Source organism: Bombilactobacillus apium, from assembly GCF_013385145.1.
GTDB lineage: Bacteria > Bacillota > Bacilli > Lactobacillales > Lactobacillaceae > Bombilactobacillus > Bombilactobacillus apium.
The window spans coordinates 1-17033 of record NZ_JABZEC010000009.1; the positions used below are offsets into that span (position 1 = coordinate 1).

Genomic DNA, 17033 nt, shown 5'->3' on the forward strand with positions numbered 1-17033 from the left:
GTAACAAGACCGCTTAAAGCGGTCAACAAAAGTGGCAAATGCATGGCAAAAGCCAGCGCCTTGAGATATAGGGCTTACAGCCCTAGAGCAAACTACCTGTTTGACGGGTAGTTCTGATTGTGGGTATAAATGAATTTTGAAATTGAAAAATGAAGGAATGGGCTGGGAGTTAGAATTTGGTTTTAGGACCATAGAGATTTAGAATAAATCGAGGTAATCTTAATTGGTTTCAAATTCAAAGAGGATAATAAAAAAGATGCTGAGAAAATTATTTCCAGCAGCATCAAAAGTTAGTTTAAATTGTGATTTCTCAAAGAACTTTAAGAGTGATGATATTCATGGCGATAATTTTTGGACCGAACTCGAGCGTGAAAGACGCCAACGAGAAGGGCTAATAATAAGATCAACAGAGAAAGATATTTTGCATAACGGTCGATGAAGTTCGGCTGATAACGAATGACAATTTTATTATTTGGACTAGTAGTATTAATTTTAAAAGTGCCTCGATGAGAAAATTGTGCTGAAACTTGGTGACCGTTATTAGTAACAGAATAGTTATTGGTGCCGTAATTTAGGAAAGGAAGATCAATCGTATTCTGTTTAGAATGTGTTTTGACTTGATAAGTCATTTGATTGCTAGCAGGAGTTCCGTATAGAGTTTTGGGATGTCCATTAATATAAGCCGTTGAGTTCCTAAGATCTGTAAGATCTGCTTGGTATTTGCTAGCAACTTTAGGAAAATAGTCGGGAACATTATTTGCTTCAGGAATTTTATCTGGGGTAAAGAAGAGATCATTTTGTAAATATTTTTGTTCCTTAGTGAACCTTTGATTGGCCGTATTTTGGACTGAACCAAGAGCCAACAGAATTGACAAAATACTGAGAAAAGGAACTAGGAATTTGTGGATAATATGAACTGAAAAAGCCTGAGCACCAACGTAAGAAATTAGCAGACTAGCAAATAAAACATAGAAGGAACAAAAACGTAAGGATAATTGGATTACAAGAACAGGGGTATGGTCAAATAAGGACCAAGGAAAAAGGGGTGTAATCATCCACAAGAAGATTAGGGCGCAACAGAGACTATATTTATAGATGGTCGAAAGGTGACGCCAGCGAACTACCAAAATTAAAATACTGATCAAGCCGACAATTACGGAGAATGTTCCGGGAGAGTAAACAATTGTAGGATCATTAGCTAAAACAGAATTAAAAAGTTCATCCCAAGTACTACTGAAAACATGATCTACTTGCCAGTAAGTAGCTTGAATACCGCTGATTGTATAGTGTGAGTGCCAAATTAAAGGAAGAATGAAAGCCGCTGTTAAGCCTCCGGTCCATAAGCTGGCGATTAATAAATTCTTAAGAGTAACAAGAGATTTACGGAAGTGAAAAATTAAATAAACGATTAATATTCCAACGAGAATAACCCCTGTAATTGCTGTGGTCATAGTATGGGTATAGATTAATCCGGTCATCCCCCAAATTAATTGCCAACGATGTGAACCATCTTTTAAAAGATGATAAAAACCAGCAAAGGTCAGAGGTAAAAAGGTTATGGCCAAAAATTCGCCGAAATCAAACCGGGCATAGAAGTTTAAGAGCCGGAAAAAGGAAAAGGTATAGATAGTAGCCATTAAGAAACTTTGGCTACGGCTTTTGGTAATTGAATAGGTGGCATAATCGGTAATTAAAGCAGTAATCAAGCTCATGATTGTGACGTATAGGTAAACGCAAAAAATTGGATGACCCAAGACTTTAATTAAAGCAGCTAAGGGGTAAAGTAAATAATTGGGATAAAATAAGGCAATTTGATCACCAACATGGCCTTGGGTAGCTGTTGATAAATAAGGAAACTGGGTCAATTTCCAATGCAACATTTCGTTAATTCGACTAATATGAAAATAACTATCTTGACCAATAAATAAACTTTTATATCGTAAATAAATATAATTAAAGGCTAGCGCGAGAACCAAGTAGATTAGACCAACTAACCAGCGCTTATGCAGTAATTTTGAGTTCATAACTCTCCCCTTGGAATATAATCTAAATTAATTTGGATTACGCTTATTTTATATTATTTTTTAGCAAAATCCGAGGGCAAATCCAAAAAAATTTCATTCTGGAGCTCCTCTCATCTTGATTTGTTGAAGAACTTAAATCATACTCTTAATTATATAGAATAAAACTAGATTGAATAAGAATTTTAATTGCAAATTTGAGACAGGAGATAGTTATGCGAATCTTATTTGTTGGTGATGTGATGGGCGAAATTGGAATGCAGGCCATTACCCAGTATTTACCCCTGCTCAAAACTAAGTATCATCCGCAAGTGACCATTGTTAATGGTGAAAATGCCGATCAAGGTCGGGGAATTAAGGAAAAGCAGTTCAAAGCTCTTTTACACGCTGGTGCTGATTTAGTGACTTTAGGCAATCATGCTTGGGATAAGTTTGAAGTACAAGAACTATTGCAGGAAAACGATAATCTCTTGCGTCCTGCCAACTATCCGGGTTCACAGACCCCGGGGAGCGGTTTAGTAATTAAGCAAGTGAATGCAGAGCAATTAGCGGTGCTTAATTTACAAGGACGAGCTTTGATGCAAGCTATTGATGATCCCTTTACCGCCGCCGATCGTTTATTAAAAAAAGTTCCAGCCCAAGCCAAAGTCTTTGTTGATTTTCACGCGGAAACGACTAGTGAGAAGGGAGCTTTGGCTCATTATCTTGATGGGCGGATTTCTGCTTTAGTGGGAACCCATACCCATGTGCAAACTAATGATGCCCATACTCTTCCCCGAGGAACAGCCTTCTTAACCGATGTGGGAATGACAGGATCCTATGATGGAATTTTGGGGGTTAAAGCCCAAAGTAGTGTCCAACGCTTCTTGACCCAACGGCCTACGCGTTATGAAATCGACGATCAAGGTCGTCCCCAAATTAATTTCTGTACTATTGACTTAGAACATAAAAATAAAATTCAAGTGGGGCAGGTTAATCCTGATCGCCCTCTGCTAGAGTAGTTTATTAAGAGGAGTGAAGAAATTTATGCCACAAAAAACTAAGACTACTCCCATGATGCAACAATATTTGAGTATCAAGAAAGATTATCCTGATGCTTTTTTATTTTACCGGATTGGGGATTTTTACGAATTATTTTATGATGATGCTATCAAGGGTTCGCAAATTTTGGAATTAACTCTAACTGCCCGCAATAAGAATGCTCCTGAACCGATTCCGATGTGTGGAGTCCCTCATCATGCTGCTGATAGTTATGTGGCAGTTTTGGTTGATAAAGGCTACAAGGTCGCAATTTGTGAACAACTGGAGAATCCCAAGGAAGCTGAAGGGATGGTCAAACGGGGAATTATTAAACTGGTGACCCCCGGAACTAATCTGGAAGTTAAGCCTAATCAAAGTAAAGATAATAATTATTTGGCAGCTTTAGCGACTACTGAGAAAAACTATGGCTTTGCCTATACGGATTTGGCGACTGGAGAAGTTGCTGTAACGAGTCTTCCTGATTTAGCAGCTGTCCAAAATGAGCTTCTAAATTTACGGAGTAAAGAAATCGTCATGGATTTTGACGTGGCTGAGAAAATTACCCCGGAAATTAAAAAATTAGGTATCTTAGTTTCGGTTGAAAAACCCCAACAAGAATATTCGGAAGTTAGTTTTGTCGCGCAAAATCTGACCCAAGGGGAACAAAAACAAGCGGTCCAAGTTTTAATTTCTTATCTAGTAGAAACGCAAAAAAGAGATTTAGGCCATTTACAAGTTGCGCAAGAATATGAAGCGCAACAATATCTACAGATGGACCATAATGCCCATAATAATTTGGAGTTATTTCGTTCCTTGCGCACGGGTGAAAAAAAGGGAACTCTGGCTTGGCTTTTGGACGCGACAAAGACCGCGATGGGTAGTCGTTTATTGAAACAGTGGTTACAACGCCCCCTTTTGGATCGGCAGCAATTAAAATGGCGCCAAGATTTGATTCAATTATTTTTGGATAATTATTTTCAAAGAAGTTCTTTGCAGGATTATTTAATTAAGGTCTATGATCTCGAACGTTTGGCGGGACGAATCGCTTTGGGAACGGTTAACGGCCGGGATTTAATTCAGTTAGCGACTTCTTTAGAGCAAGTGCCAAAGATTAAAGCCGTGCTCCGTGATTTGCAGACCCCTTTAATCGATGATTTATTGGAACAAGTCCCTGATTGTCAAGAGGTTCATGATTTGATTACCACGGCAGTTGTCGATGATCCGCCAATTTCAGTCACAGATGGTCATTTGATTCAAGATGGCTATAATCAACAACTAGACCAATATCGGGCGGCGATGAGTCAAGGGAAGACTTGGCTTGCGCAGATGCAAGTTCATGAGCAAGAAGTAACGGGAATCAAGAATTTGAAAATTGGTTTTAATCGGGTTTTTGGTTACTATATTGAAGTCACCAATGCGAATAAAGATCAAGTTCCCTCGGATCGTTACCAACGGAAACAAACTTTAGCTAATGCCGAGCGTTATATCACGCCAGAATTAAAGGAAAAAGAACATTTAATTTTAGAAGCTGAAGAACAGTCGACCTTGTTGGAGTATCATTTATTTAATGAAATTCGGGATCAAGTCAAAACTAAAATTCAAGAATTACAAACTTTGGCGCATACTTTAGCCCAATTAGATGTTTTACAAGGTTTCTGTACGATTAGTGAGCAGTATCATTATGTCCGGCCGGAATTTACTAAAGACGCTGAAGTTCAAATTAAACAAGGCCGCCATCCCGTGGTGGAAAAAGTCCTCGGTAAGCAAGCCTATATCCCCAACGATGTTTCCATGGATCCGGCTACCGATGTCTTGTTGATTACCGGTCCCAATATGTCTGGGAAGAGTACCTATATGCGGCAATTGGCTTTGATCGCGATTATGGCCCAAGTAGGTTGTTTTGTTCCGGCAGAATCAGCTCGCTTGCCACTATTTGATCATATCTTTACCCGAATTGGCGCGGCTGATGATTTGATTGCTGGTAATTCAACTTTCATGGTGGAGATGATGGAAGCTAATGATGCTTTACAGCATGCAACCAGCCACTCCTTGATTATTTTTGATGAGATTGGGCGGGGAACAGCAACCTATGATGGGTTGGCCCTAGCGCAAGCGATTGTGGAATATCTGCAGGCCAAAGTTCATGCTAAGACGCTCTTTTCCACTCATTATCATGAATTGACGGCTTTAGCGGACCAATTTCCTGCCGTGAAAAATGTCCATGTGGATGCGACCGAAGAAGGCGGACAATTAGTCTTTTTGCATAAGGTTCTCGCTGGTCCCGCGGATAAATCTTACGGGATTCATGTCGCTCAACTGGCTGGTTTACCGAATTTAGTTTTGGATCGGGCCCAGGAGGTTCTAACTGGCCTCGAACAAGAGACAGTACCGTCAGCTGTCAGTTCTGAACCGGTCTCACCGGTCCCTAAAATTCAAGAATCAGAAGTTACTCCAGTGCCGGCAGAAGAACAACTGTCATTATTTGCTAGTGCTTCACCGACACGAGCCCAAGAAATTGTTCAACAAGTCCAGGAAGCAAACTTATTAAAAATGACCCCACTAGATGCCCTGAACTTCTTAGATAAGATTCAAGATGAAATTTCTGATTAAGGGGGATTAAGATGGCGCAAATTCATCAGTTATCACCCACTTTAAGTAACCAAATTGCTGCGGGAGAAGTGATTGAACGTCCAGCTTCGGTAGTTAAGGAATTGGTTGAAAATGCGATTGATGCCCAAGCTAGTCAAATTGATATTCAAGTTCAAGAAGCCGGGATAAAATCAATTAGGGTTCGAGATAATGGTCAAGGAATCGCGGCTGAGCAAGTCACTTTAGCCTTCCAAGCGCATACGACTAGTAAAATCACCACGAGCCAAGATCTCTTTCAAGTGCGGACTTTGGGTTTTCGCGGGGAAGCGCTCGCCAGTATTGCGGCGGTTGCGCAAGTAACTTTAACGACCAGTAGTGATGGAGCCCACGGAACCCAGATCAAAATTGCTGGTGGTCAGCAGGAGTCCTTAGTTGATCTGGCAGCTAGTCAAGGAACTACCGTAGTCGTAGCCGATTTATTTTACAATACGCCAGCGCGCTTGAAGTATTTGAAGACCGTCAATACCGAGTTAAATCGGGTAATTGATATTGTCAATCGTTTAGCTTTAGCCCATCCGCAAATTGCTTTTACTTTGCGAACGGAAAAAAAGGATTTATTGAAAACTTCGGGTAATGGTCAATTGCAGCAGGCTTTAGCTGGGATTTATGGTCGTAAGGCTGCCCAACAAATGGTGTCTTTTAAACAAGAAAGTGCCGATTTTCAGGTTTGGGGCTATACTTCTTTACCCCAGGAAACTCGGGCCAACCGCAAATATATTTCTTTACTAGTCAACGGTCGGTATATTGTTAATTACCAATTAGTGCAAGCTTTATTGGCCGGCTATGGGACGAAATTAATGGTGGGCCGCTTTCCCCTCGCGGTAGTGAACATTAAGTTAGATCCGATTTTAGTGGATGTTAACGTTCATCCAACCAAAAGAGAAGTTCGTTTTAGTAAAGAATCGCTCTTAGCCGAGACTTTAACCGCGGCGATTGGGCAAGGATTAGGCCAAAGTAACTTGCTGCGGTCAGCTAAAGCGGTCGGTTTTCAAGCTGCTCTAGCTAAGTCAACCGCAACAACTATCGAGACTAAGGCCCCTGTCCAGCAACAGATTGCCGAGCCAACTTCCGCAAAAATCCCCTCTAGTTGGGAACTTCCGGGAGCTGTTGTTTTGACGCCGATTTTTGAAGATCCGAATCATTTACAAAGCTGGGATCAACGCCTTCAAAATGAGCGCGGAATAGCTCTGCAAAATAAAGAAACTCAAGTCCAAGAAGCCACATTGGAAGCTTTTCCTCAATTACAATTTGTCGCCCAGATCCACGCGACTTATTTGCTTGCGGAAAGCAGTGATGGTTTTTATTTGGTCGATCAACACGCCGCCCAAGAAAGAGTTAACTATGAAAAAATTCGTCCACAACTAGGAAATACTAGCCCGGATCAGCAACAATTGTTGGTCCCCTTGATTCTTGATTATGCCAATTCCGAAACGAATTTAATTACTGAACAGTTGGACAATTTGCAAGCTTTAGGAATTGGGATTGCTATTTTTGGTCAAAATAGTTTTGTGGTGACCAGTTATCCGACTTGGATTCCAGAAGCTCAAGCGGAAAATTTAATTCGTAATTTAATTGAAATGGTTTTGCAGCAGGGAAGCGTTAGTCTGGCCGAGTTTCGGGAACAGACAGCACGACAGATGAGTTGTAAATTGTCAATCAGGGCCCACGATCCCTTGGACCGACAACAGGCTCAAGCTGTTTTAGATCAATTAGCCCAAGCCCATAATCCCTATAATTGTCCTCATGGGCGACCGACTTTGATTCATTTTAGTGACCATGATCTCCAGAAGGCCTTTAAACGGATTCAAGATCCCCATCAAGCTCAGACTAGAAAATGAGGTAACTAGATGTTTGAATATTTAAAAGGAGTAGTGACTTTTTTAGGCCCGACTTATGTGGTAGTTGAAGTGGCGGGAATTGGCTATCGAGTGGTGGTAGCTAATCCGCAGCGTTATCAACCGCAAGAAGAGTTAACGATCTACGTTGAACAGATTATTCGTGAAAATGAACAATCTTTGTATGGATTTTATGATTTAACAGAGAAACAGTTATTCCAACTTTTAACAACGGTTTCCGGAATTGGCCCTAAGAGTGCTTTGGCTATTTTGGCCGATAATGATCATCAGCCGCTAATCACGGCGATTGTCAATGATGATGCCAAGTTCTTGACCCAATTTCCGGGAGTTGGGAAAAAGACTGCGCAACAGATTATTTTAGATTTACGCGATAAATTACCAGAGAAGCAATTAGAGATGGGGGCCACGACTTTATTTACGTCCGCTAGTCCCAATACTAAGAAAAATCTTCAATTACAGGATGGCTTAGAGGCCTTAGTGGCTTTAGGTTATAGTCAAAAGGCGGTACAAAAAATCGCTGGTTCACTGGCTGAACAAGACTTAGCGGATGCTGGTAGTTATGTTCGCGCTGGCTTGCAATTATTGCAGGAAGGAGGTCGCTAGGTGGATTCGCAAGATTTAACAAATGATTCTGTTTTAGATGACCAAGAACAAGCTGTGGAAAAGTCTTTACGTCCCCAATTTTTCCGTCAATATATTGGCCAAGAACGGATTAAGTATGAGTTACAAGTTTACATTAAGGCGGCTCAAAAAAGAGAAGAAGCTCTCGACCACGTTTTACTATATGGCCCACCAGGGCTAGGAAAAACCACTTTAGCTTTGGTGATCGCCAACGAATTGGGGGTCAATTTGCGTTCAACCACTGGTCCTTCAATTGAAAAAGCGGGTGATTTAGTCGCTATTTTGAGTGAACTACAGGCCGGGGATGTTTTATTTATTGATGAAATTCATCGCTTGCCCAAGAATATCGAAGAAATTTTGTATTCGGCGATGGAAGATTTTTTCATTGATATTGTTGTCGGCCAAGGGGCTCAAGCGCACGCAATCCATTATCCTTTACCACCATTTACTTTAATTGGGGCGACCACTCAAGCGGGGCAATTATCGGCTCCTTTACGGGAACGTTTTGGCATTGTGGAACATTTGATTTACTATGATGAAGCCGATTTGACGCAAATTATTCTACGCTCGGCAGATGTTTTACAAGTTGAAATTGAACCAGAAGCTGCGCATGCTTTAGCGCGGCGGTCTCGAGGGACACCTCGGGTTGCCAATCGTTTATTGAAACGCGTACGCGATTTTGCCCAAGTGGCTGATCAAGATCGCATCCAAGCTGCTTTAGTACAAAAGACCTTAGATCAGTTACAGGTTGATAGTGCCGGTTTAAATTCGGGTGATCGCAAGCTTCTGCAGATGATGATTGATTTGTATCAAGGGGGGCCCTTGGGACTAAAAACGATGGCCGTGAATATTGGTGAAGAACAAGAAACTGTGGAAGCTGTTTATGAGCCTTATTTACTGCAACAAGGATTTTTAAAACGAACGGTGCGAGGACGGATGGTCACCAATAAAGCTTATCAACATTTAGGCCTGACCCCACCGCAGAAAGAAGAAACTAAATGACAACTTTAGATGAATTTGATTATGATTTACCAACGGAATTGATTGCCCAGACGCCCTTAAAGCAACGGGATCAATCCCGTTTATTAGTCTTAGATCATGTTACGGGAGCCTATCAAGATCGCCACTTTTATAATGTTATTGATTATTTAAATCCGGGTGATGCTTTAGTCATGAATAATACCCGCGTTTTACCGGCACGTTTATATGGGGTGAAGGAGAAGACCCAAGCGCACTTGGAAGTCTTATTGTTAAATAACACTGAAGGTGATAATTGGGAAGTCTTGATGAAACCCGCACGCCGGGCCCCAGTGGGAACGGTAGTCGAGTTCGGTGATAGACGTTTGCGTTGTGTAGTGACCAGTGAACTGGATCATGGTGGGCGGATGGTTCGCTTTGAGTACCAAGGAATCTTTTTGGAAATTTTAGAGGAACTTGGAGAGACGCCATTACCGCCTTATATCAAAGAAAAGTTAGCGGATCCCGATCGTTATCAAACTGTTTATGCTAAAGAAGATGGTTCCGCTGCTGCGCCAACGGCAGGCCTTCATTGGACCCCGGAATTATTGGAAAAAGTTCAAGTCAAGGGCGTTCAGTTGGTTTACTTGACGCTGCATGTTGGACTCGGAACTTTCCGTCCGGTTTCCGAAACAAATATTGAGGAACACAAGATGCACAGTGAATTTTATCGTTTAAACGAACAAGCCGCCGCCCAATTAAATGCAGTTCGAGCCCACGGAGGCAAGATTGTAGCCACGGGAACAACTTCAATTAGAACTTTAGAAACAATTGGGACGAAGTTTGGGGGTCAGATTCAAGCCGATAGTGGTTGGACGGATATTTTTATTAAACCGGGCTATCAATGGAAAGTTGTGGATCATTTTATTACCAACTTCCATTTGCCCAAATCAACTTTAGTGATGCTGGTCGCTTCTTTTACCGGACGCGAAAATATTTTACAGGCTTACCAACATGCAGTTGAGGAACGTTATCGTTTCTTTAGTTTTGGTGATGCTATGTTTATTGAATAATGAGGGACTTATGGAACAAGCAATCAAATATCGCTTAATTAAAAAAGAAAAACATACTGGAGCTCGCTTGGGAGAAATTACTACTCCCCATGGGACTTTTGAAACTCCTATTTTTATGCCTGTGGGCACGCAAGCTTCCGTGAAGACGATGGCCCCGGAAGAATTAAAAACAATGGGCGCCAGCATTATCTTGGCCAATACCTATCATCTTTGGCTCCGTCCCGGCTCACCTTTAGTCAAGGAAGCGGGTGGTTTGCATCAATTCATGAACTGGGATCAGGGGATTTTAACCGATTCTGGTGGCTTCCAGGTATTTTCTCTAGCCAAGAGACGGGGAATTAGTGAAGAGGGAGTTACTTTTAAGAGTCACTTGGATGGCCAGACGATGTTTTTATCGCCTGAAAAAGCTATTCATATTGAAAATGACCTCGGACCAGACATTATGATGAGTTTAGATGAGTGTCCGCCTTTTTATGAATCATATGATTATTTAAAGAAATCCATTGCCCGAACTTCTCGCTGGGCCGAACGGGGCTTAGCGGCCCATCGGAACCCACAAAGGCAAGGTTTGTTTGGGATTGTCCAAGGTGGTGGCTATCAAGATTTACGGCAAGAAAGTGCCCGGGATTTAGTGGGGATGGATTTTGCGGGTTATTCAATTGGTGGTTTATCAGTTGGAGAATCGAAGTCAGAAATGAATCATGTCTTAGACTTCACGGTTCCATTGTTGCCAGAGACAAAACCGCGTTATTTAATGGGCGTGGGAACAGCCGATTCCTTGTTGGATGGGGTTATTCGTGGAATTGACATGTTTGACTGTGTTTTACCGACGCGAATTGCCCGCAATGGAACCTGTATGACTTCTCAAGGTCGATTAGTAGTTAAAAATGCTAAATACGCTCATGATTTTGGACCTCTGGATCCCAATTGTGGCTGTTATGCTTGTCGTAATTATACGCGCGCTTATATCCGTCATCTTTTGCAAGTTAATGAAACTTTTGGAATTCATTTAACGAGTTACCATAATTTATATTATTTATTAGACTTAATGCGCCAAATTCGGCAAGCAATTCGGGAAGATAGTCTCTTAGATTTGCGGGCTCAGGTTTTTGAACAGTACGGTTTTGATCAAAAGGACGCAAAAAACTTTTAGCTAAAGCCTGCTTTTAAGTAAGTTTTTTGTTAAAATAAAAAACAGTAGATTTAAATTTAAAATTTTCTAATTGAGGTGGCTGAATTGAATTTATTAGCAGCAAGTGGTGGGATGGGCGGTAATTATACCGTATTGATCTTTTTTGTCTTGATGATTGGCTTGATGTACTTCACCATGATTCGTCCCCAAAAAAAGCAACAAGAAAAACGCAAGCAAATGTTGAATGCAATTAAAGTTGGGGATCCGGTAGTTACCATTGGTGGCTTACACGGAACTATTGATTCCATGAACGATGCTGATCAAACTGTAGTTTTGGATTGTGATGGGATTTATCTAACCTTTAGTCGTTCGGCAATCCGGGCGGTCAGCCAACCGGCAACGTCGACGCCAGTAAAAACTGAAGACAAGCCTGAAGTAGAGGCGACTAAGACCCTAACGCCAGAAAGTGAAGCTTCTCCAGCTGAAACAACTCCAACTGATGATTCCGAAAAGTAAACGATTGTGAAAGACAATCGTTTTTTTATATAATTTGTCTAGAGGAGATAAGTTTTCTTGCAAGAATTTAGATGTCTTACAAGAGGTGGAGGAGATTAAGAAATGGCACAAGAACAACGTGCAGTTTTTATTATTTTTGGCGGTTCAGGTGACTTGGCTCATCGTAAACTTTACCCGGCTTTATTTAAATTATATTTAAAAGGTTACTTGCGGAAACATTTTGCGGTTATTGGAACCGCACGAAGACCTTGGAGTCACGCTTATTTTCGGCAAACAGTGATGGATGCAGTCGAAAGTGATCTGGGTGACCAGGCTCAGATTGCTAGTTTTGTGGAGCATTTTTACTATCAGTCTCACGATGTTAATGACTCAAAACATTATGTTGCTTTACGGCAATTGGCCCAACAGTTAAATGAAGAGTATCAGGCTGGCAATAATCAAATCTTCTATATGGCAATTGCTCCACGCTTTTTTGGAACGGTGGCCCAGCATTTAAATTCGGAGCAGCTATTAAATGAAAAAGGTTATAATCGGCTTGTGATTGAAAAGCCTTTTGGTAAAGATCTTGCGAGTGCTAAAGAGTTGAATGATTGCATTAATGCTACCTTTAAGGAAGAACAGATTTATCGGATTGATCATTATTTAGGTAAGGAAATGGTGCAAGCTATTCCCGTTTTGCGCTTCACTAATCCCTTGTTGGAAGCTATTTGGAATAAAAACTACATTAGTAATGTCCAAATTACTCTGGCAGAGACTTTGGGAGTTGGTGAACGAGCTGGCTACTATGAATCGGCTGGAGCTTTACGGGATATGGTTCAGAATCACACTTTACAGATTCTAGGACTATTAGCGATGGATCGTCCCCAAGCCTTTACTTCGGCTGCGGTTCATGAACAAAAAGAAAAGATTTTTCAATGTCTGCCCAACTATACTCCTGACCAAGTAGCAACAAATTTTGTGCGGGGACAATACGATCAGGATAGTCGCGGCCGTCAATTGGCTTATCGTCAGGCCGACAATGTCGCCGATGATTCACAAACCGAGACCTTTGTTGCCGGAAAAATCTTGTTAGATGATCCTCGTTGGCAGGGAGTACCTTTCTATGTGCGCACGGGCAAGCGCCTCCATCAAAAAGTAACTCGGATCGATTTAGTTTTAAAAGCACAAGCTGAAAATATTTTTGCGGATTATCAAAAACAACCCGTGGATCCGGAAGCAACTGTCTTAACTTTGATCATTGAGCCCCAACAAGAACTGCGAATTAGTTTGAATACTACTCATCCCGGTTCTGGTCTAAAAAATTATCTTGAGACCTTAACTTTCCAACACTCCGAAGATGCCTTAGCTAACTCACAAGAGGCTTACGAAAAGTTATTGATTGATGTCTTATTGGGAGATCAGACTAATTTCACGAACTGGCAAGAACAAGCCGCAACTTGGAAATTTATTGACCAAATTCGGCAAACTTGGGATCAGACTGCAGTCGACTTTCCGAACTATTACAGCAATAGTTTCGGTCCCCAGGCTAGCAATGAACTTTTAGAGCAAGATGGCCATGCTTGGATTTGGAATGGTTAAGTGATTAGCGATGAGTTTTCTGGAATTACCTTTAGTTGTTCACGATGACCGCCAAATTTTACATGTCGATATGGATGCTTTCTATGCTTCGGTAGAAGAAAGAGATCATCCGGCGTATCGTCAAAAAGCTTTAGTCGTAGCTCCTGATCCGCGACAGCACAACGGCCATGGAGTAATTACGACCGCTAACTATCAAGCTCGCAAGTACGGTGTAGGTTCGGGAATGCCGGCTATTAAAGCTTTGGAACAAATCCCCGCCGCAAAACTACTATTTAAACCACCGGATTTCTCCTTGTATCGGCAAGTTTCTGAACAGGTCCATGAGATTTTTAATCAAGTCACGCCAATTTGGGAACCTGTAGCTCTAGATGAAGCTTATCTAGATGTGACTCAAAATAATTTAGGTCAAGCTGATCCGGTCCAGCTAGGACTCTTAATTCAACGAACCGTTTTACGTAAGTTGCAACTAACTTGTTCTATTGGGGTTTCCTACAATATGTTTTTAGCCAAAATGGCGTCAAATTATGCTAAACCCTTTGGCTTAACCGTGGTTCCTAGTAATCAAGCTAGTCAATTTTTGGCTCCGCTACCGGTGGCCCGTCTGCATGGTATTGGTAAAAAAATGCAAGAGCAATTAGCCGATTTAAATTTAAAAACGGTGCGCGACTTACAGAGTTTGAGTTTGGATTTTTTGGTCCAACATTGGGGAAGTGTGGGCTATTCTTTGTATCAACGGATTCGGGGAGTAGATAATCGCCCTGTGCAAGCTCAAAGAACGAGAAAATCGATTGGTAAAGAGCGGACTTTTAATCGCCCAGTTTTTGCAGAAGGTGAAATCCAAAAAATTCTGCAAGAGTTAGCTGATCAAGTGGCTGAAGTCTTACAAAACAAACACTTACATGGAAAAACGGTAATTTTAAAAGTGCGGACGGTGGAGTTTGTAACTTGGACTCGACGCCAAACTCAGACTAAATTTTTACAAACTGCTCCGGCAATTTTAGCCGTCGTTCAAGAAATTCTGCAGACCTTGGATTTGCGAGAACAACCTTTACGCCTGTTAGGAATTACGGTCACTAATTTACAACCGCAAAGTTTTACAGAAATCAATTTATTTGAGGAGTGATTCTTATGAATACTTTTGGTGAAATTATCGAGCAAATTCAAAAAGCATCCCAGATTATTATTCACCGTCACCAAAACCCGGATCCAGATGCCTTGGGTTCTCAATTGGGATTAGCCCGAAGCATTCAAACTACTTATCCGGAAAAGACGGTTTTAATGGCCGGCGAAGGGGTGGGTGATTTGGACTGGATTGCGACGATGGATCAGGTGGCGGATGAATTGTATCCCCAAGCACTGGTAATTGTCGTTGATACGGCTAATCGTCCGCGGATTAGTGACCAACGTTATCAAAATGGTCAAAAGATTATCAAGATTGATCATCATCCCAATACTGATCCTTATGGCGATTGGCGTTATGTAAATACAGAAGCTTCCAGTTGTGCAGAAATTATTGCCGACTTGATTAATGCGGCGGGCAATAATTTACAGTTAACCGATGAAGTGGCCCAAGCCCTATATACAGGAATTGTTGGCGATACGGGACGTTTCTTATACCCTAGTACAAGCAGCCACACCTTGCATTTAGCTGCCCAATTGGTGAGCTATAATTTTCAGCCCCATTTGATTAACCAACAGATGGGACAATTGACTTTAAGTCAAGCTCGTCTGCAGGGCTATGCCTTTGAAAACTTGCAGATTGATGCTAGTGGGGCTGCTAAATTAGTGGTTTCGCAAGCGGTTTTGACCAAGTTAGGCTTAGACGCTAGTCAAGCGCATGCTATTGTAGGAACTCCGGGTCGTTTACAAGAAGTTCATAGTTGGTTGATTGGGGTTCAAAAACCAAATCAAACTTATCGAGTTCACTTACGTTCGCAAGGTCCAGTGATTAATGAATTGGCCGCCCAACATGATGGTGGAGGACACCCTTTGGCTAGTGGTGCCAATGCTCAAGATGAAGCTGAATTAGAAGAGATTTTTCAAGCTCTAATTCAATTACAAAAACAAGAAAACTAGAGGTGACCTATGGCTCATTTTGCTGACTATCATTTTACAGATGCATTACAAACAGCCTTAACTAAGATTAACTTTACTAAACCGACCCCGGTCCAAGAACGGGTGATTCCGTTAGTGAATGCGGGACATGACGTTATTGCTCAAGCCCAAACTGGTAGTGGGAAAACTCATGCCTATTTGTTGCCACTTTTTAACAAATTGACGGCGACAACAGAAGTTCAGTTAGTGATTACTGCCCCAAGCCGAGAACTAGCCTATCAGATTCGAACCGCTGCCCGCCAACTATTAGAGACGACGTCTTTTCAAATCGGTTTTTATGTCGGAGGAACTGATAAAGAACAGCAGATTAAACATTTGCATCAGCAACAACCGCAAGTAGTCATTGGCACTCCGGGACGAATCTTAGATTTGATTAAACATCACCATTTGTTAGTCCATACGGCGCATAGTTTCGTGGTTGATGAGGCCGATATGACTTTGGATATGGGCTTTCTACATGATGTTGACCAAATTGCTAGTAGCTTGCCCGAACATTTACAAACTTTAGTCTTTTCAGCTACGATTCCCGAAAAGCTCCAGCCATTTTTGAAAAAATATCTCTATCAACCAAAAATGGTCGCCTTGGAAGTTCCCCATTTAATTGCTCCGACAATTACGAATTGGGCGCTCTTTACTAAGGGACGAGATCGAAAAGCTGTTTTGTATGATTTTTTGACTTTAGGTCAACCTTATCTAGCTTTAATTTTTGCTAATACCCGGCGCTCGGTAGAAGAAATTTACCATTATTTAACCGAGCAAGGACTCAAAGTCGCTTGTTTACATGGGGGCTTGTCGGCTCGTCAGCGGCGGCGGACGATGCGCGAAATTGAACAGCTAGATTATCAATTTGTAGTTGCTTCTGATTTAGCTGCTCGGGGAATTGATTTACCCGGAGTTTCTCATGTGATCAATGCAGAAATTCCGCACGATGATGATTTCTTTATCCACCGTGTCGGTCGGACTGGCCGGAATCAAATGACGGGAATCGCGGTCACCTTGTATGGTCCTGATGAAGAAAATCAAATTGCTCACTTGGAGCATTTAGGAATTAAATTTACTCCCAAAGAAATTAAGAATCACGGACTCCAAGATTATCATCCCCACGATCGTCGTTTGCAGCGGCAAGCAAAAAATCAGGCCCTAGATCCTAAACTCAAGGGTCTCGTTAAAAAGCAACAACAAAAGAAGAAACCTGGTTACCGCAAGAAAATTAAACAGGCGATTAAAGGTGAACAACAACGCCAAAGAAAGTTAGAGCAACGAGCCCAACGACAACAACAAAAGAAAAAAAATCGGATGAAAAATTCCTCTTTTTAAAAAAATGATTTACTGGGGAAGTTCTAGCAATTTTGGACTAGAAGCTGCCCTAAACAAGTGATTGACTTTTAAACTATTTAAAATTATGATAATGAAGGATATATTATTAAAAAGTTTTTCTGTGTAGCGAGGGCAAGTTGGTGTGAGTGCCTAGGAGAACCTTTAATAATGCTACCAG

13 protein-coding genes are annotated in these 17033 nt (G+C 41.5%); 12 read left to right on the forward strand and 1 reads right to left on the reverse strand.

Going from position 1 to position 17033, the window contains the following annotated elements; translation table 11 throughout:
- Window positions 1–320 precede the first annotated feature (320 nt).
- The gene (locus HU830_RS08200) at window positions 321–2024 is read right to left on the reverse strand and encodes a hypothetical protein (protein WP_176943267.1); all 1704 of its coding nucleotides are present in this window, start codon (window positions 2022–2024) and stop codon (window positions 321–323) included.
- A gap of 212 nt (window positions 2025–2236) precedes the next feature.
- Here HU830_RS08200 and HU830_RS08205 point away from each other — a divergent pair, with 212 nt between their 5' ends.
- From HU830_RS08205 to HU830_RS08260, 12 genes are all read left to right on the forward strand, one after another.
- Window positions 2237–3022, forward strand: a complete 786-nt coding sequence (locus HU830_RS08205; RefSeq protein WP_176943268.1) for a TIGR00282 family metallophosphoesterase — start codon at window positions 2237–2239, stop codon at window positions 3020–3022.
- Window positions 3023–3047: 25 nt separating this feature from the next.
- A complete protein-coding gene (gene mutS, locus HU830_RS08210) occupies window positions 3048–5651 on the forward strand; it encodes a DNA mismatch repair protein MutS (protein ID WP_176943269.1) in 2604 nt (867 codons plus the stop codon).
- Window positions 5652–5662: 11 nt separating this feature from the next.
- Window positions 5663–7528 carry a DNA mismatch repair endonuclease MutL gene (mutL, locus tag HU830_RS08215; RefSeq protein ID WP_176943270.1) on the forward strand — a complete coding sequence of 622 codons (1866 nt, stop codon included), beginning with the start codon at window positions 5663–5665 and terminating at the stop codon, window positions 7526–7528.
- A gap of 9 nt (window positions 7529–7537) precedes the next feature.
- Window positions 7538–8149: a Holliday junction branch migration protein RuvA gene (ruvA, locus tag HU830_RS08220; RefSeq protein WP_176943271.1), complete on the forward strand. Its 612-nt coding sequence runs from the start codon at window positions 7538–7540 to the stop codon at window positions 8147–8149.
- On the forward strand, window positions 8150–9169 hold the full coding sequence (gene ruvB / locus HU830_RS08225; protein ID WP_176943272.1) for a Holliday junction branch migration DNA helicase RuvB: 1020 nt from the start codon (window positions 8150–8152) through the stop codon (window positions 9167–9169). It begins immediately after the preceding gene.
- Window positions 9166–10197: a tRNA preQ1(34) S-adenosylmethionine ribosyltransferase-isomerase QueA gene (gene queA, locus HU830_RS08230; protein WP_176943273.1), complete on the forward strand. Its 1032-nt coding sequence runs from the start codon at window positions 9166–9168 to the stop codon at window positions 10195–10197. Before ruvB ends, queA begins: the two co-directional genes overlap by 4 nt.
- 10 nt (window positions 10198–10207) lie before the next feature.
- A complete protein-coding gene (tgt, locus tag HU830_RS08235) occupies window positions 10208–11350 on the forward strand; it encodes a tRNA guanosine(34) transglycosylase Tgt (RefSeq protein ID WP_176943274.1) in 1143 nt (380 codons plus the stop codon).
- 111 nt (window positions 11351–11461) lie between these two features.
- Window positions 11462–11845, forward strand: a complete 384-nt coding sequence (gene yajC, locus HU830_RS08240; RefSeq protein ID WP_407647504.1) for a preprotein translocase subunit YajC — start codon at window positions 11462–11464, stop codon at window positions 11843–11845.
- A gap of 102 nt (window positions 11846–11947) precedes the next feature.
- A complete protein-coding gene (zwf, locus tag HU830_RS08245) occupies window positions 11948–13423 on the forward strand; it encodes a glucose-6-phosphate dehydrogenase (RefSeq protein ID WP_176943276.1) in 1476 nt (491 codons plus the stop codon).
- Between the two features lie 10 nt (window positions 13424–13433).
- Window positions 13434–14546, forward strand: a complete 1113-nt coding sequence (gene dinB, locus HU830_RS08250; RefSeq protein ID WP_176943277.1) for a DNA polymerase IV — start codon at window positions 13434–13436, stop codon at window positions 14544–14546.
- Window positions 14547–14551: 5 nt separating this feature from the next.
- Entirely contained in the window at window positions 14552–15499 is a 948-nt protein-coding gene (locus tag HU830_RS08255) for a DHH family phosphoesterase (protein ID WP_176943278.1), read from the forward strand.
- Window positions 15500–15508: 9 nt separating this feature from the next.
- Entirely contained in the window at window positions 15509–16855 is a 1347-nt protein-coding gene (locus HU830_RS08260; protein ID WP_176943279.1) for a DEAD/DEAH box helicase, read from the forward strand.
- Window positions 16856–17033: the final 178 nt, after the last annotated feature.